18 protein-coding genes are annotated in these 18,176 nt (G+C 71.6%); 7 read left to right on the top strand and 11 right to left on the bottom strand.

The features are described 5' to 3' along the window. The first annotated feature begins 47 nt into the window (after window positions 1-47). The gene (locus BSB02_RS14900) at window positions 48-665 is read left to right on the top strand and encodes a class I SAM-dependent methyltransferase (RefSeq protein WP_420855857.1); all 618 of its coding nucleotides are present in this window, start codon (window positions 48-50) and stop codon (window positions 663-665) included. Here the strand turns inward: BSB02_RS14900 and BSB02_RS14905 are convergent. The 4 genes from BSB02_RS14905 to BSB02_RS14920 form a co-directional block, all read right to left on the bottom strand. After that, a complete protein-coding gene (locus BSB02_RS14905) occupies window positions 632-1,687 on the bottom strand; it encodes a DUF1702 family protein (protein WP_143590669.1) in 1,056 nt (351 codons plus the stop codon). The two genes, BSB02_RS14900 and BSB02_RS14905, sit on opposite strands and share 34 nt — an antisense overlap. 132 nt (window positions 1,688-1,819) lie before the next feature. Continuing rightward, complete coding sequence (locus tag BSB02_RS14910; protein ID WP_084959392.1) at window positions 1,820-2,860, bottom strand: prenyltransferase/squalene oxidase repeat-containing protein; 1,041 nt, start codon at window positions 2,858-2,860, stop codon at window positions 1,820-1,822. Next, complete coding sequence (locus BSB02_RS14915) at window positions 2,857-3,573, bottom strand: class I SAM-dependent methyltransferase (protein ID WP_143590672.1); 717 nt, start codon at window positions 3,571-3,573, stop codon at window positions 2,857-2,859. The genes BSB02_RS14910 and BSB02_RS14915 overlap by 4 nt, the downstream gene beginning before the upstream one ends. A gap of 13 nt (window positions 3,574-3,586) precedes the next feature. Beyond that, entirely contained in the window at window positions 3,587-4,825 is a 1,239-nt protein-coding gene (locus tag BSB02_RS14920) for a glycosyltransferase family 4 protein (protein ID WP_084959393.1), read from the bottom strand. Window positions 4,826-5,159: 334 nt separating this feature from the next. On the opposite strand from BSB02_RS14920, the gene BSB02_RS14925 reads away from it, so the two are divergent. Continuing rightward, window positions 5,160-6,182, top strand: coding sequence for a GDP-mannose 4,6-dehydratase (locus BSB02_RS14925; RefSeq protein ID WP_084959394.1), 1,023 nt, complete (start codon window positions 5,160-5,162; stop codon window positions 6,180-6,182). Window positions 6,183-6,744: 562 nt separating this feature from the next. On the opposite strand, the gene BSB02_RS14930 is transcribed toward BSB02_RS14925, so the two are convergent. Beyond that, window positions 6,745-7,527: a hypothetical protein gene (locus tag BSB02_RS14930; protein WP_143590674.1), complete on the bottom strand. Its 783-nt coding sequence runs from the start codon at window positions 7,525-7,527 to the stop codon at window positions 6,745-6,747. 119 nt (window positions 7,528-7,646) lie between these two features. Continuing rightward, window positions 7,647-8,057, bottom strand: a complete 411-nt coding sequence (locus tag BSB02_RS14935; protein WP_084959396.1) for a DUF2000 domain-containing protein — start codon at window positions 8,055-8,057, stop codon at window positions 7,647-7,649. A 62-nt stretch (window positions 8,058-8,119) separates the two neighbouring features. On the opposite strand from BSB02_RS14935, the gene BSB02_RS14940 reads away from it, so the two are divergent. Then, on the top strand, window positions 8,120-8,965 hold the full coding sequence (locus BSB02_RS14940; protein WP_240506424.1) for an AraC family transcriptional regulator: 846 nt from the start codon (window positions 8,120-8,122) through the stop codon (window positions 8,963-8,965). On the opposite strand, the gene BSB02_RS14945 is transcribed toward BSB02_RS14940, so the two are convergent. The 3 genes from BSB02_RS14945 to BSB02_RS14955 all read right to left on the bottom strand — a co-directional run bounded on the left by BSB02_RS14945 (window position 8,908) and on the right by BSB02_RS14955 (window position 12,404). Continuing rightward, window positions 8,908-10,665: a hypothetical protein gene (locus BSB02_RS14945; RefSeq protein WP_084959397.1), complete on the bottom strand. Its 1,758-nt coding sequence runs from the start codon at window positions 10,663-10,665 to the stop codon at window positions 8,908-8,910. The two genes, BSB02_RS14940 and BSB02_RS14945, sit on opposite strands and share 58 nt — an antisense overlap. A 67-nt stretch (window positions 10,666-10,732) precedes the next feature. Further along, complete coding sequence (locus tag BSB02_RS14950) at window positions 10,733-11,164, bottom strand: GNAT family N-acetyltransferase (protein WP_084959398.1); 432 nt, start codon at window positions 11,162-11,164, stop codon at window positions 10,733-10,735. Window positions 11,165-11,219: 55 nt separating this feature from the next. Further along, window positions 11,220-12,404 carry a cytochrome P450 gene (locus tag BSB02_RS14955; protein WP_084959399.1) on the bottom strand — a complete coding sequence of 395 codons (1,185 nt, stop codon included), beginning with the start codon at window positions 12,402-12,404 and terminating at the stop codon, window positions 11,220-11,222. Between the two features lie 233 nt (window positions 12,405-12,637). On the opposite strand from BSB02_RS14955, the gene BSB02_RS14960 reads away from it, so the two are divergent. The 4 genes from BSB02_RS14960 to BSB02_RS14975 are packed head-to-tail and all read left to right on the top strand — an operon-like array spanning window position 12,638 to window position 16,408. Further along, window positions 12,638-13,471 (top strand): fumarylacetoacetate hydrolase family protein, encoded by an 834-nt coding sequence (locus tag BSB02_RS14960; protein ID WP_084959400.1) that lies wholly within the window; start codon window positions 12,638-12,640, stop codon window positions 13,469-13,471. Between the two features lie 29 nt (window positions 13,472-13,500). Continuing rightward, window positions 13,501-14,763, top strand: coding sequence for an enolase C-terminal domain-like protein (locus BSB02_RS14965; protein ID WP_240506428.1), 1,263 nt, complete (start codon window positions 13,501-13,503; stop codon window positions 14,761-14,763). Beyond that, a complete protein-coding gene (locus BSB02_RS14970; protein WP_084959432.1) occupies window positions 14,748-15,476 on the top strand; it encodes an SDR family NAD(P)-dependent oxidoreductase in 729 nt (242 codons plus the stop codon). The genes BSB02_RS14965 and BSB02_RS14970 overlap by 16 nt, the downstream gene beginning before the upstream one ends. Further along, window positions 15,473-16,408 (top strand): aldo/keto reductase, encoded by a 936-nt coding sequence (locus BSB02_RS14975; RefSeq protein ID WP_084959402.1) that lies wholly within the window; start codon window positions 15,473-15,475, stop codon window positions 16,406-16,408. Before BSB02_RS14970 ends, BSB02_RS14975 begins: the two co-directional genes overlap by 4 nt. Here BSB02_RS14975 and BSB02_RS14980 read toward each other — a convergent pair. Beyond that, window positions 16,375-17,319, bottom strand: a complete 945-nt coding sequence (locus BSB02_RS14980; RefSeq protein WP_084959403.1) for a DNA polymerase ligase N-terminal domain-containing protein — start codon at window positions 17,317-17,319, stop codon at window positions 16,375-16,377. The genes BSB02_RS14975 and BSB02_RS14980 overlap by 34 nt on opposite strands. 15 nt (window positions 17,320-17,334) lie before the next feature. Further along, window positions 17,335-18,009 carry a FadR/GntR family transcriptional regulator gene (locus tag BSB02_RS14985; protein ID WP_084959404.1) on the bottom strand — a complete coding sequence of 225 codons (675 nt, stop codon included), beginning with the start codon at window positions 18,007-18,009 and terminating at the stop codon, window positions 17,335-17,337. Between the last annotated feature and the right edge of the window lie 167 nt (window positions 18,010-18,176).

The following is an 18,176-nucleotide window of genomic DNA, read 5'->3' on the forward strand; positions in this document are numbered from 1 at the left end:
AGGTTCCAGAACCCGGTTCAAGAGTATTGTTCTGTTCCATGACTGAGATGCCGGCTGATCTGCGGCGGGCCGCCGAGCGGGCCAAGGGGTTCATGCCGCCGGAGGAGGGTCTCGCGCTGTACGAGACGGCTCTGCGGTACGGCTCCCGCGGCCCGCTCTGCGAGATCGGCACGTACTGCGGCAAGTCCGCGATCTACCTGGGTGCGGCGGCGCGGCAGGTCGGGTCCGTGGTGGTCACGGTGGACCACCACCGCGGCTCGGAGGAGATCCAGCCGGGCTGGGAGCACCACGACCCGACGCTCATGGACCCGCGCTTCGGCAAGATGGACTCCCTGCCGACCTTCCGCGCCACGATCGCCGCCGCCGGGCTGGAGGAGGAGGTCATCGCCGTCGTCGGCCGTTCCGAGCAGGTGGCGAGGCTGTGGAACACGCCGCTGGCCATGCTGTTCATCGACGGCGGGCACTCGGAGGAGCCCGTGACGCGCGACTACGAGGGCTGGGCGCCGCACGTCATGGCCGGGGGCGCGCTGGCCTTCCACGACATCTATCCCGACCCGCGCGACGGCGGCCAGGCGCCCTACCGGGTGTACCTGCGGGCGCTGGAGTCGGGACAGTTCAAGGAGGTCCGGGTTCAGGGGTCGCTGCGGGTGCTGGAGAGGGTCTGACCCAGCGCCCGCCTGGTGTGCGACTGCCAGGCCAGGTAGTCGTGGCAGGCGTGCGGGTCGTGCCCCAGCGCGATGAGCGCGCGGTCCACCCGCGCCGCCGCGTCCTCCGGCTCGATCCCGGCCAGCACGGGCACGGCCTGCGCGGTCGCGCGGGGCAGGTGGCCGGAGCGCAGGGCCGCGGCGGCGGCGAACGCGCTCCCCTGGGCGAGCCGGATGCGGAAGCCGTCGGCGCGGGCGCGCAGGGACAGCGCCGACAGGTCGGCGGCGTCGGCGCCGCCCACGACGGTGGCCGCGTACCCCACCCCGCTCCACAGGTCGCCGCGCCGGGCCGCGGGGAAGGCCGCGATGCGGGCGGCGACCGCGTCAGGGGAGGCGCCCGCCTCGTGCCACAGGAAACGGCCCAGCCCCTGGTCGGCGACGGCCCGCTCGGCGCGTGAGCGCAACCGCGGCTCCTCCGCGCGGTGCGTGAGGGCCAGCTGGAAGCCCAGCCCGTCCAGCGCCGCCCACCGCTGCAGCGGATGGAGCCTGGACCATCCCGAACGCAGGCGCAGCCGCGCGTAGGCCCGCCCGGCGCCGAGGTAGACGGCGTGCGAATGCCGTACGGCGGGGCCGGCGAGCAGCGCCTGGAGGCGCCGCCCCCGCGACAGCGTGATCTGGTCGAGGATCGCGCTCGCGGCGGCGGCCCCCTCGCAGGCGAACCCCAGCTGGTCGGCGGGCACGGCCTCCAGCCGGTCCAGCGTGCGCGACAGGGCGGCGGCGAAGCCGCGGGCGAAGGACTTCTCCGCCGCCTCCAGCACGTCCGGCGCGGGCCGGCGCGGGCGGCGGGAGCGGCGATCGGCCGGATCGGCGCCGCCTGCGCTGCCCACGGCCGGCGGGGTGGTCTCGTGCGGCGCCAGATGGGCCGTCACGGCCGCGGTCAGCATGACCCCGAGCCCTCGCAGCCGGCGCCCGCCGGAGATGCGGTGGCGACCTCGCGCCCCGCGCCGGGCCACCGGCGCCGGTTCGGTCCTGACATGGTCCAAGAGCAATCTTGCGCCCACTGTTCCCCCGAAGACGCACGTTTGCGGCCGCTGAAGAACCTACTCACGGCACGCGCGGCCACGTGGACGGCACTCCGGGCGCGGCGCGCAAAGAAACCGCAAAGCGGCTTGCGCTCAGGTCCGGGCGGGGGTGCAGCCGCAGGCGTAGGGGTCGGCGGCCGGTACGGCGGGCGCCGCCGCGGCGCGGAAGATGCCCGAGGCGGGGGTCAGCTCCAGCAGCGCGTCGGCGGCGAGCACGACGGCGGCCGCGGTGTAGCCGGAGCGCTCGTGCGGGAAGTGCCTGCGGTTGGCGAACTGCCAGCCGGTCCAGTAGGAGCCGTCCTCGTGCCGCAGGTGCTGGACCTCGGCGAACAGCAGCCGGGCGCGCCCGCGGTCGCCGATGGCGTCCAGCGCCAGCACCAGCTCGCACGTCTCCGCGCCGGTGACCCACGGCTGGTCGGACACGCAGCGGACGCCCAGCCCCGGCACCACGAACGTGGTCCACTCCCGGTTGAGCAGCTCGAACGCCTCCGGGCCGCGCACCGCGCCGCCCAGCACGGGGTAGTACCAGTCCATCGAGAAGCGGCTCTTGTCGGCGAACGCCTCGGGGTGGGCGGCCACCGCGTGCGCCAGCCGGTCGGCGGCCAGCTCCCAGTGCGGCTGGGAGTCCTCCAGGTGCTCGGCCAGCAGCACGCCGCAGCGCAGGCCCTGGTGGATGGAGGAGCAGCCGGTGAGCAGCGCGTAGTCGGCCGCCCGGCCCGCCGCGTCGCGCTCCCAGACGATCTCGCCGCGCTCGGTCTGCAGGCCGACCACGTAGTCGAGCGCCTTCTTGACCATCGGCCACATGCTCGCGGCGAAGCCGTCGTCGCCGGTGACCAGCAGCTCGTGCCAGACGCCCACGGCCAGGTAGGCGGCGTGGTTGGACTCGCCGTTGCGCTCGACCGCCCGGCCGTCCCTGACCTTCGACGGCCAGGAGCCGTCGGGGCGCTGGTGCCTGGCCAGCCACTCGTAGCCGCGCCGTACCTCCTCGGTGAGCCCGGCCACGGACATGGCCATGAGGCACTCGATGTGGTTCCAGGCGTCCACGTGCCCCTCCGGCCACGGCACGCCGCCGTCGGCCTGCTGGATCGCCGCGATGCTGACGGCGGTCTGGACGACCTGCTCCCGCGTGATCACGCCTTTGGCTTCCTGACGTACAGCACCACGCTCTTGCCGATCAGCGGGTTCAGCAGCGACTCGGCGATCCTCGTCACGGCGGGGCGCTTCATGATGTCCCAGACCAGCAACTGGTGGTAGGCCTTGGCGAGCGGGTGGTCGTCGTCGTTGACGCCGACCGCGCACTTGATCCACCAGTACGGCGAGTGCAGCCCGTGGGCGTGGTGGTGCGGGCCGATCAGGAAGCCGGTGGCCTTGAGCTTGGCCCGCAGCTCGGCGAGCGTGTAGATCCTGACGTGGCCGCCGGGCGCGGTGTGGTAGGCCTCGTCCAGCGCCCAGCAGATCCGCTCGGGCAGGAAGCTCGGCACCGTCACCGCCGCCGTCGCGCCCGGCTTGAGCACCCGGTACAGCTCGCGCATCGCGGCCATGTCGTCGGGGATGTGCTCCAGGATCTCGGCGGCGATCACCCGGTCGAAGCTGGCGTCCTCGAACGGCATCGCCAGGGCGTCGCCGTGGACGGTCTCGCCCGTGGCGCCCCGCGGCACCTCCCCGGCCTCCTCCATGGCCAGGAACATCGCCTTGACGTTGTCGAGCTCGGCCTGGTCCATGTCGAAGGCCACCACGTCGGCGCCGCGCCGCAGCACCTCGAAGGCGTGCCGCCCGCCGCCGCAGCCCAGGTCGAGCACGCGCATGCCCGGGCCGACGGACAGCAGGTCGAAGTCGACAGTCAGCACTTACCGGTCTCCCTCACTGTGCCTGCCACCGTGCGATGGCTTCCTGGTAGGCCTCGACCGTGCGCCTGGCCACCACGTGCCACGTGTAGCGCTCCATGACCCGGTCGTAGCCCGCCTTGCCGACCCTGGCGCGCTCCTCCGGCGAGTCGTGCAGCCGCCGCAGCACCGCCGCCAGCTCCTCCGCGTCGCCCGGCGTCACCTGGATCGCCGCGTCGCCGACCACCTCCGGCAGCGCGCCCGTCCGGCTCGCCACCAGCGGCGTCCCGCAGGCCATGTGCTCCACGGCCGGCAACGAGAACCCCTCGTACAGCGACGGCACCACCGAGATCTCCGAGGTGGCGATGAGCTCGCCCAGCTCCTCGTCCGAGATCCCGTGCACGAACCGCACCCGCTCGCCCAGCGACAGCTCCTGCACCAGCTTCTCGGTCGGCCCGCCCGGCGTCGGCCTGCTCACCACCGTGAGGTGCACGTCGCGTTCGGTCGCCAGCTTGGCCACCGCCCGCAGCAGCGTCGCCACGCCCTTCATCGGCGAGTCGGCGCTCGCGACGGCCACGATGGACCCCCTGCGCCGCGGCAGCTCCGGGCGCGGGTGGAAGTAGCGCGTGTCCACCCCGAGCGGGATCAGCCGCATGTTGGCCTGCGGCACGTTGAAGTCGCGGTGGATGTCCGCCAGGGACGACTCGCTGACGGTCAGGATCGGGTTCAGCCTCGGCGCGACCCTGGCCTGCATCTTGACGAAGCCGTACCAGCGGCGCAGGGACAGCCGCTTCCACCCCTGCGCCGCCTCCAGCTCGATGCGCCGGTCGACGCTGATCGGGTGGTGGATGGTGCCGACCACCGGGAACAGCTTCTGGATGCCGAGCAGGCCGTACCCCAGGGTCTGGTTGTCCTGGACGACGTCGAAGTCCCTGCGGCGCTTCTTCAGCTCGCGGTAGGCGCGCAGGCTGAAGGTCAGCGGCTCGGGGAACCCGGCGGTCCACATGGTGCCGACCTCGAGCAGGTCGATCCAGTCGCGGTACTCGTGCAGCTTGGGCGTGCGGAACGGGTCGTCGTCGCGGTAGAGGTCCAGGCTCGGCACCTCGTTGAGGATCACGCCCTCGTCCAGCTCCGGGTACGGCTGGCCGGAGAACACCTCGACGTGGTGCCCGAGGGCGACCAACTCCCGGCTGAGGTGGCGCAGGTACACCCCCTGTCCGCCGCACGTCGGCTTGCTGCGGTAGGACAGCAGCGCGATCCGTAGCGTCGTCTTCACTGACCGCTCACCGCTCCTCGTTCGCCCCGCGGACCCGCTGGTGGATGGCGGGGATCCCGCGGTGACCACGTCGGCGCACGGACCCCCCTTTCTCGCCGGCGATCCCCCTGAGACCGGTGTGTACCGTGGGAGATGACCTTAGCCGCAAAGGCTACCATTCGGTAGGTCATGTGGAATTGTTCCTACATGCTTGAACAGCCCATGCGAACTGCGACGTCGCCTTGACCGAGCGTTATTCTGTGGAACACGTTCTATCTGGCCTGGTGCCGACCCTGGCCCGTGCCGGTACATTCCCGTCCCAACGGATGCGGAAGTGAGCAGTTGGAGGACCCCGTTGGCGAGGCGCGCTCTGATCACCGGCATCACCGGCCAGGACGGCTCCTATCTGGCCGAGCATCTGCTGAGCCAGGGGTACGAGGTCTGGGGGCTCGCCCGCGGCCAGGCCAACCCGCGCGTCTCGCGCATGCGCAAGCTCCTGGCCGACGTCCGCATCGTCCGCGGCGACCTGCTCGATCAGGGCTCGCTGATCTCCGCGGTCGAGCGTGTCCAGCCCGACGAGGTCTACAACCTCGGCGCGATCTCCTTCGTCCCCATGTCGTGGGAGCAGGCCGAGCTGACCGCCGAGGTCACCGGCATGGGCGTGCTGCGCATGCTGGAGGCGATCCGGGTCTGCTCCGGCATCTCCCGCGGCTCCTCGCCGACCGGGCAGATCCGCTTCTACCAGGCCTCCTCGTCGGAGATGTTCGGCCAGGTCAGCGAGACCCCGCAGAACGAGCGCACGTCCTTCCACCCGCGCTCGCCGTACGGCGTGGCCAAGGCCTACGGGCACTTCCTGACGCAGAACTACCGCGAGTCCTACGGGATGTTCGCGGTCTCGGGCATCCTGTTCAACCACGAGTCGCCGCGCCGCGGCGCGGAGTTCGTCACGCGCAAGGTGTCGCTCGGCGTCGCGCGCATCAAGCTCGGGCTCGCCTCGGAGCTGCGCCTGGGCAACCTCGAGGCGCGCCGCGACTGGGGCTTCGCCGGCGACTACGTCAGGGCCATGCATCTGATGCTTCAGGCGCCTACGCCGGAGGACTACGTCATCGGCACGGGGCACATGAAGTCGGTCCGGGAGCTGGTGGAGGCCGCCTTCTCGGCGGCGGGGCTCGACTGGGAGCGGTACGTCGTCACGGACCCGGCGCTGCACCGGCCCGCCGAGGTCGACCTGCTGTGCGCGGACCCGAAGAAGGCGCGCACCCAGCTCGGCTGGGAGCCCACGGTGTCGTTCGACGAGCTGGTGGCGATGATGGTCGAGTCGGACATCCGGTTGCTGTCCGACGGCGGCGACCCCGACCAGGACTCCTCCTGGCCCTGACGCCTTCCTGGCTTGACGTTCTCTCCCTGGCTTGACGTTCTCCCTGGCCTGGTGTCCTTCCTGGCCTGATGTTCTTCCTGGCCTGACGTCCGCCCCCCGCGCCCCCGCGCCCACCGCGCCCGCGAGGTTTCCCGGGCGCCACGACCGTCACGGGCTGAGCCAGCGTCTCGCCGCGTCCGCGGGCGGGCAGACCTCTCTGGGTGTTTTCTTCGCCACGCTCGCGCGACGCATGGGGTGGGAAACCCAGGACGGAGATGATCACACCCTGGGTGTCACGAGCGGCGCCCCGGCGGGCAGGGCGGTGAGCGGAGTGCTCCGGCAAGAGTCGGCCGGAGCACTCCGCCCCTCCATAGAGGGTCACGAAGCACCCGCCACCCCATGAAGGACTGCCGGGCGCTTCGCCATCCCATGGACCGCCATGGAGCGCCTTGCTATCCCCTGAAGAGCCACGAAGCGCCCCGTCCTTCGGGAGGGCAACAAAACTCCCTCCACGGAGGGTCCACGGAATACCTCCGACACCCCACGAGGTGCCGAGCCATGGAGCGGGGCCCGGTGGCCGAGCTCATCTGCGGCGGCGGCGGCGACGGGCGCGGATGTAGCCGAGGATGCGGCGCGTGCGCTCGGGACCCGGGCGCCAGCCGCGTTCGATGAGCGCGTTGGCGACATGCTCGACGATGTCCGCCGGGCGTGCGTCGCGGCGGACCGCGATGACGCGCCACCCCTTCGCCCTGATCTCCTCCCGGCGCCGGTCGTCGTGAAGCCGGGCGGTCGGCGAGGAGTGGTGCTCGACCCCGTCGTACTCCACGCCGACCTTGAACTCCTCCCAGCCCATGTCGAGGTAAGCCACCCGCCCCTCGCCCAGCGGCACCCGGATCTGCGTGGACGGCCGGGGCAGCCAGCCCTCGACCAGCACGACGCGCAGCCAGCTCTCCCGAGGCGATCCAGCCCCCGGATCGGCCATCATGAGCGTGTCGCGCAGCCGCCAGGACGAGCCGACCTCACGGATCAACGTGTCGATGTCCAGCCCCCGGCGCAGGAACTGGTCGAGTACGGCGACCGCGTCGGGGCGGGGTAACCAGCGGACGCAGTCGAGGGCGGTGCGCTCGATCGTCGTGACCCGGACATCGCGGCGGACCGTGACGTCGTCTGGGTCCAGCGAGTCGACGAATGTCGCGCAGCCGGGCACGTCGACGGGCTCGGGGACGACGAGGTCCACCGGCCAGTCACGCTCGTCGACATGCCAGGGGAGGGCCTTCAGGCCCCAGACGTGCGCGGCCGTGAGGCGGCATGCGACGGCCTGCGGGATGAGCTCGGTGAGGATCCGAGCACGAACGAGCAACGACACGCCCCGAGGATGCCGGGCACGGCCCACGCCCATGAGAGCCGAACAGCGTTCTGTGGACAACCGTGCTCTGTGGACACCCATGCAGTGGACAAATCCGGCGGTCGCGCAGCGGAACCGCCCTACGGGTGCAACGACAGCCCCTTCACCACCTTGTCCACCGCATTGCGAGGCCCGTAGACCGCCACCCCCACCAGGCGCATGTCGTCGGCCTCCACGGCGCGCACGGCGGCACGGTTGTCCTCGTCGTTCCCCGTCTTGAACATCTCCTCGACGTACACCGCCGCCTCCAGCCCCCGGGCGAGCGCCCGTTCGCGGATCGCCCCCAACGCCTCCCCGGACCCCGCGTACACCAGCACCGGCTGACGGAACATCGGCAGATACACGTTCCCCGACCCGTCCTCGTACCGCTTCCCGACCGTGTCCGGCACCCCGCCGGACACCCCGCTCGCCAGGAACGCCGTGACGTTGAGCTTCTGCCAGACGGCCAGGTCCTCGCGGACCACGATCCCGATCTTCGTGTCGAACCGCATGCCACCAGGCTGCTCAGCCGTACCCGAAAACGTCTTGAACGCTCGTGCGGGACAATGGTGAGGTGACGACGCCCGACTGGTCACGCTACTGGCGCTCGCCCGACCGGCCGCTGGAGGCCATGCACGCCCACTTCGAGGAGCACGTCTACCACCGCCACAGCCACGAGACCTACTCCTTCGGCGTCACCGACGACGGCGCGCAGGCGTTCCGGTGCCGGGGCGGGCGGCACACCAGCGCGGCCGGGATGGTCATGGCGTTCAACCCCGACGATCCGCACGACGGCCACGCCGCCACGGACCTCGGCTTCACCTACCGGATCGTCCACATCGGTCCCGAGCTGGTGTCCGACGTCCTGGAGGGCGCGGGGCTGCCGCTGTTCGCCGAGCCCGTGGTGCGGGACCCCGTGCTCGCCGGTGCGTTGCGCAGGCTGCACCGGGCGCTCATCGGCGGCGCGCCCGCGCTGCGTCGCGAGGAGCTGCTCCACGACACCGTGGCCGTTCTGGTACGGCGCGCCGCCACATCCGGCCGCCCCCGCCCGCCGCTGCCCAGGGGCGCCGCCGTGATCGCCGAGCGGGTACGGCGGCGCCTCCACGACGGCTTCCTCGACGACGTCACCGCGGAGGACCTGGCCCGCGCGGCCGGGGCCAGCCGGTTCGCCGCCTATCGCGCCTTCCAGGCCGTGTACGGCATGCCGCCCAGCGACTACCACCGACAGCTGCGCCTGCGCGAGGCCCGGCGGCGGATCGCCCGAGGTGAGCCGATCGGCGAGGTGGCCGCGGTGACGGGGTTCGCGGACCAGAGCCACCTCACCCGGTGGTTCGGGAGATATTTCGGGATCACGCCGGGCGCCTACCGCGAGGCTGCCTCCGACCGATACCCCACCCGCTTGGCGGACCTGCCCGGATAGACCACGACGAGGTGCTCCTCGTAGGACGAGCGCGCCCGCGCGTACACGCGCACGCGGTACCGCCCCGGCCCCGCGACCGCGAGGTCGGGCAACGGGCGACCGGCTCCCTCCTCGGCTCCCTCCGTCATGCTGGGCACCTCCAACCGGCCGCTGCGGCTGACCACGCCCACCTCGACCACGTCCTCCCACCCCTTCAGCCGGAGCGGCGGAGCCGAGCCGAACGCCTTGACCGTCAGGCAGATCGTGGATGCCTCGTAGGCATACACGCCGACGACGCCACCCGACGATCCGGCCAGACCCCTGGCCGGGAAAGCCTTCTCCCAGTCCGCCTCGGCGGTCCCCTCGGGGTCGTAGACGGCGTAGCTGCCGACCTCGACCGTGAAGTACGCCGCCGTGCCCTCCCGGCGTGCCCTGACCCGAGGCCACGGATCGGCGCACCGGGCGTTCGCCTCGGCGATGTGGTCACGTTCCGCCTGGCGGGCCTCCGACTCCGACCGCAGCAGTTCCGGTCGCCGCCGCGCCACGACCTCGGGGCAGAGGAACACCAGAACGTTGTCTTCCACGCTCCACGTGCTGCGCTCGCTGCCCGCCTCGCGCAGCAGCGCCTCCCGGGCCTTCTCGTTGGTGGTACGGCACAGCGCCCTGCCGTACGAGAGGACCGCCTGGTCGGACAGGGTGTCCGGCAACAGTTGCGGCACGCCGAAGGCGTCGGTGGAGACCTTGCAGAGGAACGCCTTCTCCCGGTCCTCGGGGCGCGTGTCGCCGTAGCGGGTCTCGCCGAAGGCCCATGCGGGGCACTCGTCGTTCCACCGGTTGAACGTCTGGCGCGCCGACTCCTCGGCCTGGACCAGGCCGAGGAGGAGCAGGAGTGCCCCGGCGGCCATCAGCCACCTGGCCCCACGGTACGGCCGAGCGGGCGCGGTGGCCGCCTGCCACGGTGTGGCGAGCTCGTGAGCCGATCGGGCGAGCCACACGGTGAAGAAGACGTCCAGCTCGCCGAGGAGCTCCAGGGCCTCGATGTCGAGGTCCAGCAGCGACCCGCCGATGGGCCACACCCAGATGAGAACCAGGCCCAGCAGGCCGATCAGGACCGTGCCCAGGCTCCACCGGCCGTCACGCCGCTGGGATCCGAGGAGCAGCACGTGCCACGCCACGGCGGCCAGCGCCACGACGGCCGCCCCGCTTCCGACGGGCGCCGTCCGGTAGCCCACGTCCATGACGTCCAAAGCGACGATGAGCGCGCTCCCGGCCACGCTGATCAGTCCGGCCAAGGTCAGGGCGGTCCGCCGCCACGCCGGGTGGTCACCGAGGACCCGTGGGAACAGCAGGACCACCGGAGCCCAGACGAGCACTCCCACCACGTCGTACAGGTCGTCCGGCAACAGCTCGGCGGGCCACCACAGGATCACGTCGTAGGCGACGTTCAGGTAGATGGCCCTGCGCAGCCATGCCACACGTCTGTCCCGGGTGACCGGTCCTGACACCGGGCCGCGCAAGACCTGCCACAGCATCCAGGTGTTCGCGACCCAGACCAGGGCGAGCGTGACGATCAGCGGGGTCGGCGAACCACGGTCGACGCCGAAATCCTCCGCATAGCCGGTGAGGGCGATCCACACCGGCCGGACGTCGCCCAGCACGACCGAGACCACCGCGGTCACGGCCACGGCGGTCGCGTAGAGTCCGGCGATGATCAGCGCCAACCGCCAAAACCGATATTTATGCATTTATGAGTCCCGATCACCCGAAAGGAAGGGTGATCTTAGCGGCTCACCGCCGGTAGCGCGCGATCCACAGGCCGGGGATCACCTCGACGTCCTCCTTGTGGAGGAAGCCGAGCCGCTCGTAGAGGGTGCGGGCGGGCACGTTGTCGCGGCCCGTGGAGACCACGACGGGACGGCCCCCCGCTCGGCGGACGACCTCCTCGACGAGCCTGCGGCCTATGCCGCGCCGGAACGCCGAGGGGTCGACCACGAGGCGGTGGATGTCGAGCTCGCCGGGGGACTCCTCCCAGGCGATCGCGCCCAGCAACCGGTCCTCCTCGATCGCGCCCAGCCAGGTCAGGGGCGCGGCGAGCAGGTCGTCCAGGGACTCGTGGAGGGGCGGGATGCGGTCGTCGCCGATGAGCAGGGCCTCGACGGCGTAGGAGGCCCGTTGAAGGTGGAGAAGGCGGTCGTCGGGCGATATTTCGGCGATGAGCACCGGCTCACGATAGTGGGGTAAATGGCCATCTAGCTCGTGATATTTCGGTCCTGCCTCACGACACCCGCACCGGCAGCTCCTTGATCCCGTTGATGAACAGCGACCGCAGCCGCCGGGCCTCGCCCGCCTGCCGCATCCGGGGGAACCGCCTGGCCAGCTGCTCGAACAGGACCCGCAGCTCCAGCTTGGCCAGATGGTTGCCCAGGCAGAAGTGCGCGCCCCCGCCCCCGAAGCCGATGTGCGGGTTGGGGTCCCTGCCGATGTCGAACACGTCAGGATCGCCGAAGACGGCCGCGTCCCGGTTGGCCGAGGAGTAGAAGACCACGACCTTGTCGTCCTCGCGGATCAGCTGCCCGCCGAGTTCGACGTCGGCGGTGGCGGTGCGGCGGAACAGGTTCACCGGCGACACCCAGCGCACGATCTCCTCGCTCGCCGTACCGGCCAGGGAGGGGTCGTCCACCAGCCGCTTCCACTGGTCGGGGTGCTCGAACAGGGCGAGCATCCCGCCCGAGGCCGCGTTGCGGGTCGTCTCGTTGCCAGCGACCATCAGCAGCAGCACGAACAGCTCGAACTCGTTGTCGGTGAGCGTCTCGCCGTCCTCGCCCGGCTGCAGCAGCTTGGTGACGATGTCGTCGCGCGGGGCGGCCTGGCGCTGGGCGGCCAGGTGCTCGGCGTAGGCGTAGACCTCCATGGCGGCCTCGTGGCCGTCCTCGGGGGTGGAGGCGTAGTCGGGGTCCTGGGAGCCGATCATGCGGTTGGACCAGGCGAAGAGCTTGTCGCGGTCCTCGACGGGCGCGCCGAGCAGCTCGCAGATCACGTACAGCGGCAGCGGCGCGGCGATCTGGGTGACGAAGTCGACCTCGCCCGAGCACTGGTCGAGCAGGTCGTCGCAGATCTCGCGGATGTGCTGCTCCAGCGCGCCGATGGTGCGCGGGGTGAAACCCCGGTTGACCAGGGCGCGGCGGCGGGTGTGCTCGGGCGGGTCCTGGTTGAGCATCATCAGCCGCTGCACGGCCCGCTCCTCCTCCGGCAGCTCCCAGAACAGGGCGAGCCTGCGCGAGGAGGAGAAGAGGTCGGAGTGCCGCGAGACGTAGACGACGTCCGCGTGCCGGGTGACCGCCCAGAAACCTGGTTCTCCCTCGTGCCAGTAGACGGGGGCGTTCGCCCTGAGCCAGGCGAACTGCTCGTGCGGGGGTCCGTGGGTGGCGTATCGGTCCTGGTCAACGAGGTCGATGTGCATCCAGGGTCACCTCACTGCGCGCATTTGATCAAGCGCTTGGTAGGACACCTCATTGAAACGTGTTCTACCCGCGTGCTGTACGCCCGTCAAGGCAGGATTTGTCACCCCGAAACCGCCCGCCGCCCCACCCCATCCGATGTTTCCGCCCCGACTCACCCCGATGTCTTGACTTGGCCCGTCAGACAAGTCAGCATTCGACTCAAGACATCCGATGAATCGTGAGGACGCCAGGCGTGAAGCTGCTGCGAGTAGGACCCGCCGGCCAGGAGCGGCCGGTGGTCATGGACCCCGGCGGAGCCTTCCGCGACCTGGGGGAACCCGACATCGACGGGGCGTTCCTCGCGTCCGGGGGAGTGGCGCGCGTCCGCGACCGGCTCGGGGACCTGCCCGTCGTGGACGTCACCGGCATGCGCGTGGGCGCCCCGATCGCCCGCCCCGGCAAGATCGTCTGCATCGGGCTCAACTTCCGCGACCACGCCGCCGAGTCCGGCGCGGCGATCCCCGAGGAGCCGGTGGTCTTCATGAAAGCCGCCAACGCCATGGTCGGCCCCTACGACGAGGTGCTCATCCCGCGTGGCAGCGGCAAGACCGACTGGGAGGTGGAGCTCGCGATCGTCATCGGCGCCACCGCGCGCTACCTGGACTCGCGCGAGGCCGCCCGCGAGGTCGTCGCCGGGTACGCCGTCTCCAACGACGTCTCCGAGCGGGAGTTCCAGCTGGAGCGCGGCGGCCAGTGGGACAAGGGCAAGTCGTGCGAGACCTTCAACCCCCTGGGCCCCTGGCTGGTGACCGCCGACGAGATCCCCGACCCGCGGAACCTCGGCATGCGGCTGTGGGTCAACGGCGAGCGGCGGCAGAACGGCACCACCAAGGACATGATCTTCGACGTCTTCGAGATCGTCCGGTACCTGAGCCAGTTCATGGTGCTCGAACCCGGTGACGTGATCAACACGGGCACCCCCGCCGGCGTGGCCCTCGGCGGCTTCCCGTACCTCAAGCCGGGCGACGTCATGGAGCTGGAGATCGACGGCCTGGGCCGCCAGCGGCAGACGGTGGGCCAGGCATGACCGCTGCCCCAGCTTCGTCGATCGTGAGGATGCGGACCCACGACATCCGCTTCCCGACCTCGGAGCACCTCGACGGCTCCGACGCCATGAACCCCGACCCCGATTACTCCGCCGCCTACGTCGTGCTGACCGCCGGCGACGGCCTGGAGGGGCACGGCTTCGCCTTCACCATCGGCCGGGGCAACGACGTGCAGACCGCCGCGATCGGCGCGCTGGAGCCGTACCTCGTGGGCCGTGACGCCGACGACCCGGCCACGCTGTACAGGGAGCTGGTCTACGACTCCCAGCTGCGCTGGCTCGGCCCGGAGAAGGGCGTCATGCACATGGCGATCTCGGCGGTCGTCAACGCCCTGTGGGACCTGAAGGCCAAGAGGTACGGCCGGCCGCTGTGGCTCCTGCTCGCCGAGATGACCCCCGAGCAGCTGGTCGAGCTCGTCGACTTCCGCTACCTGACCGACGCGCTCACGCCGCGGGAGGCCCTGGCGATCCTCCGCGCCGCCGAGCCGTACAAGGCCGACAGGATCGCCGAGCTCAGGGAGAACGGCTACCCCGCTTACACCACCTCGCCCGGCTGGCTCGGCTACGACGACGACAAGCTGCGCCGCCTCTGCCGGCAGGCCCTGGAGCAGGGCTTCGGGCAGATCAAGCTGAAGGTCGGCGCCGACGTCGAGGACGACGTCCGCCGCTTCGAGGCCGCCCGCGAGGTGTGCGGGCCCGACTTCCCGATCGCCGTCGACGCCAACCAGCGCTGGGACGTCCCCGTCGCCGTCGACTGGATCAACCGGCTCAGGCCGTACCGGCCCCACTGGGTGGAGGAGCCGACCAGCCCCGACGACGTGCTCGGGCACGCGGCGATCGCCAGGGCCGTCGCGCCCGTCCCCGTCGCCACCGGCGAGCACGTGCAGAACCGCGTCGTCTTCAAGCAGCTGCTGCAGGCCGAGGCCATCTCCTACCTGCAGATCGACGCCGCCCGCGTCGGCGGCGTCAACGAGAACCTGGCGATCCTGCTGCTGGCGGCCAAGTTCGGCGTCCCGGTGTGCCCGCACGCGGGCGGGGTGGGGCTGTGCGAGCTGGTGCAGCATCTGCAGATGTTCGACTACGTGGCGGTCAGCGGGACCATGGAGGACCGCGTGATCGAGTACGTCGACCACCTGCACGAGCACTTCGCCGACCCGGTCGTGGTCGAGAACGGCCGCTACCGCGCCCCCGCGAGGCCCGGCTTCGGCGCCGAGATGCTGCCCGAGTCGATCGACGCCCACACGTGGAGGGGACGCGCGTGCGAGCCGTCGTGACCGGCGGCGGCTCCGGCATCGGGCTGGCCACCGCGACGGCCTTCCACGAGCGCGGCTGGCGGGTGGCCTGCCTGGACCTCGACCCGCCCGGCGAGCCGTTCGTCGGCCTCGCGTGCGACGTGACCGACGACCAGCAGGTCCGTACGGCCGTCGCCACCGCGGCCGAACGGCTGGGCGGCATCGACGTGCTGGTCAACAACGCGGGCATCGGGGCGCAGGGCACGGTCGAGGGCAACCCCGACGAGGAGTGGCGCAGGGTCTTCGACGTCAACGTCCTCGGCATCGTCCGCGTCACCCGGGCGGCGCTGCCGTACCTGCGCCAGTCGGAACACGCCTCCATCGTCAACACGTGCTCCGTCGCGGCGACCGCCGGGCTGCCCCAGCGGGCCCTCTACAGCGCCACCAAGGGCGCGGTGCTGTCGCTGACGCTGGCGATGGCGGCCGACCACCTCCACGAGGGCATCCGGGTGAACTGCGTCAATCCCGGCACCGCCGACACCCCCTGGGTGGAGCGGCTGCTGGCGGCCGCGCCGGACCCCGAGGCAGAGCGGGCGGCGCTGAACGCCCGCCAGCCGATGGGGCGCCTGGTCAGCGCGGAGGAGGTGGCGGCGGCGATCTCCTACCTGGCGGGCCCGGAGTCCTCGGCCACCACGGGAACGGCCCTCGCCGTGGACGGCGGGATGCAAGGACTGCGGCTGAGGACAGGGCGATGAGGCTGCCGCCGTTCGGCTTCGGCGCCGCGCCCATCGGCAACCTCTTCACCGCCGTCGGCGACGAGGAGGCCCGCGCCGCCGTCGACGCCGCCTGGGAGGCGGGGATCCGGTACTACGACACGGCGCCCCACTACGGCCTGGGCCTGTCCGAGCGCCGCCTGGGCGAGGCGCTGCGCGGCCGGTCCGGGTACGTGCTGTCCACCAAGGTCGGCCGCCGCCTCGTCCCCGGCCCCCTCGCCCGGGACTCCGAGGGCTTCGACGTGGTCGCCGGCCTGCGCCGCGTCTGGGACTTCTCCCGCGACGGCGTGCTGCGCTCGCTGGAGGAGTCCCTGGTACGGCTGGGCCTGGACAGGGTCGACCTGGTCCTCGTCCACGACCCGGACGAGCACATGGACCAGGCGCTGCGCGAGGCCTATCCGGCGCTCGCCTCGCTCAGGGACCAGGGCGTCGTCCGGGCCGTCGGGGTCGGCGTGAATCAGTGGCAGGCGCCGCTGCGCTTCGTCCGGGAGACCGACGTCGACGTCGTGCTCCTCGCCAACCGCTACACCCTGCTCGACCGCTCGGGCCTGCCGCTGCTGGAGGCGTGCGCGGAGCGCGGCGTCCAGGTGATCGCGGCGGGGGTCTTCAACAGCGGCCTGCTCGCCACCGACACGCCCTCCGGCACCTTCGACTACGCCCCGGCGCCGCAGCCTCTGGTGGAGCGCGCCCGCGCGCTCGCCGCCGCCTGCGCCCGGCACGGGGTGTCGCTGCCGCAGGCCGCCATGGCCTTCCCCCTGCGGCATCCGGCCGTGACGTCGGTGCTCGTCGGCGCCCGGTCGGCCGCCGAGGTCCGGCGCAACGCCGAGCTGTGGCGCCGCCCCGTCCCCGACACCCTCTGGGCGGACCTGGCGGAGGCGGCTCACGCGGGAACGAAGATCCAGCCCTCGCCGTAGGGGGCGTCCAGGCGCTTGCCGACCACGCCCGGCAGGCCCTGCTCCCGGGCCGCCTGCCGTACCGCCTGGAACTCGCCGCGCCACGACGGGGCGGTCTGCCACCGCGCGCCCGCGATCCGCAGCTCCTCCAGCCGGGCCCGCCGGTCCTCGTACGGCTCGCCCACCAGCGACCGGCCGTCCAGGTAGAGCAGGTCGTAGCAGACGAAGATCCCGGCGCCGGACAGCGTGACCATCTCCCCGTCGAGCACGGCCGTGCGGCTGCCGAACGACCTCGCCAGCCGGTCCAGCCCCCGGACGGTGGTGCGCCCGCCCTGGACCGGCACGAGCACGCGCTCGCCGCCCCAGGCGAACTCGAACGCATAACGCTCGACGTCGCGGGGCGGGCGGGACCGCTCGACCGGCTCGGCGGGCTCGACGTCCGGGAACGGGTCCCGCGTGGGCGGATCCATCCGATGGATCATCCAGTTCTTGCCGTCGGTCTGGAACAGCACGAACCGGCCCGACGCCCGCTCGCCGTGGAGCACCACCTTGACCTCGCGGTCGCTCCACTTCTCGGTCTCGTAGGTGCCGCTGTCCCAGATCGTCATCGTGCCGCCGCCGTACTCGCCCCGGGGGATCTCGCCGTGGAAGGCGGCATACTCCATCGGGTGGTCCTCGGTGTGCACGGCCAGGTGGTTGACCTTGGGATCCTCCGGCAGGCCCTTGGGGATCGCCCAGGAGGCCAGCACGCCCTCGCGAGCCAGGCGCAGGTCCCAGTGGAGGGAGCGGGCGTGGTGCTCGTGGATGACGAAGGTGTCGCCGTCCCCATCGCTTCGGGGACGGGGTTCGCCGAAGGGCTCGGGCGTGCGCGCGGGGTCGCGCTTGCCGCGGTACCGCTGGAGTTTGTCGGCTCTGTCGGCTCTGTCGGCCACTCCGTGGTCTTACCCCTAGCCGAGCGCCTTTCTCAGCCACGACTCCACGCCCGAGATGTGCACCGTGGCCCACGCCCGGGCGACGTCGGGCTGGCGGGCGGCGATGGCCTCGTAGATGGCGGTGTGCTGCTCCATGGTCTTGGCGACCGCGCCCTCCTCGGTCAGGCCGCGCCAGATCCGCGCGCGCTGCGTCGGGCCGGCGAGGCTCTCGACGAAGGAGCACAGCACGCTGTTGCCGGAGCCGCGGGCGATGCGGTGGTGGAACTTCAGGTCGTTGTCGACCAGCTCCTCGACCGTGGGGTCCGGGGGGAAGGAGTCGAGGATGGCGCGCAGCTCCTCGACCTCCTCGTCGGTCATCAGCTCGGTCGCCATCGCGGTCGCGGCGGGCTCCAGGATGCGGCGCACCTCGAAGAACTGGATGACGGTGTCGTCGCGGTGCAGGTCCAGGACGAAGGAGAGGGTCTCGAGGAGCAGGCGGGGCTCCAGGCTGGTCACGTAGGTGCCGTCGCCCTGCCGTACGTCGAGGACGTTGATCAGGGCGAGGGCTCGGACGGCTTCGCGGAGCGAGTTGCGCGACAGGCCCAGGCGTTCGGCGAGGTCCGCCTCCTTCGGCAGCCTGTCGCCCGGCGCCAGCTCGCCCGAGAGGATCATCTGCTTGATCTTGCCGATCGCGGCGTCGGTGACGGCCACCCTTGGCTCCGCTCCCTCAGACATCGGATGTTTCCTCAGTCTATGAGAGCACCACTCTCCGTCGCGTGTTGCTCGCCGTCCTGGACGTTGCCCTTGGGTGGGGGCGGGACTGTGAGGTGGTCAACCCCGACTCTCTGTCGCGTGTCGCCCGGGGCGGGCGTAGAGGT

The sequence above is a fragment of the Thermoactinospora rubra genome (assembly GCF_002093975.1).
GTDB classification, from domain to species: Bacteria; Actinomycetota; Actinomycetes; order Streptosporangiales; family Streptosporangiaceae; genus Nonomuraea; species Nonomuraea rubra_A.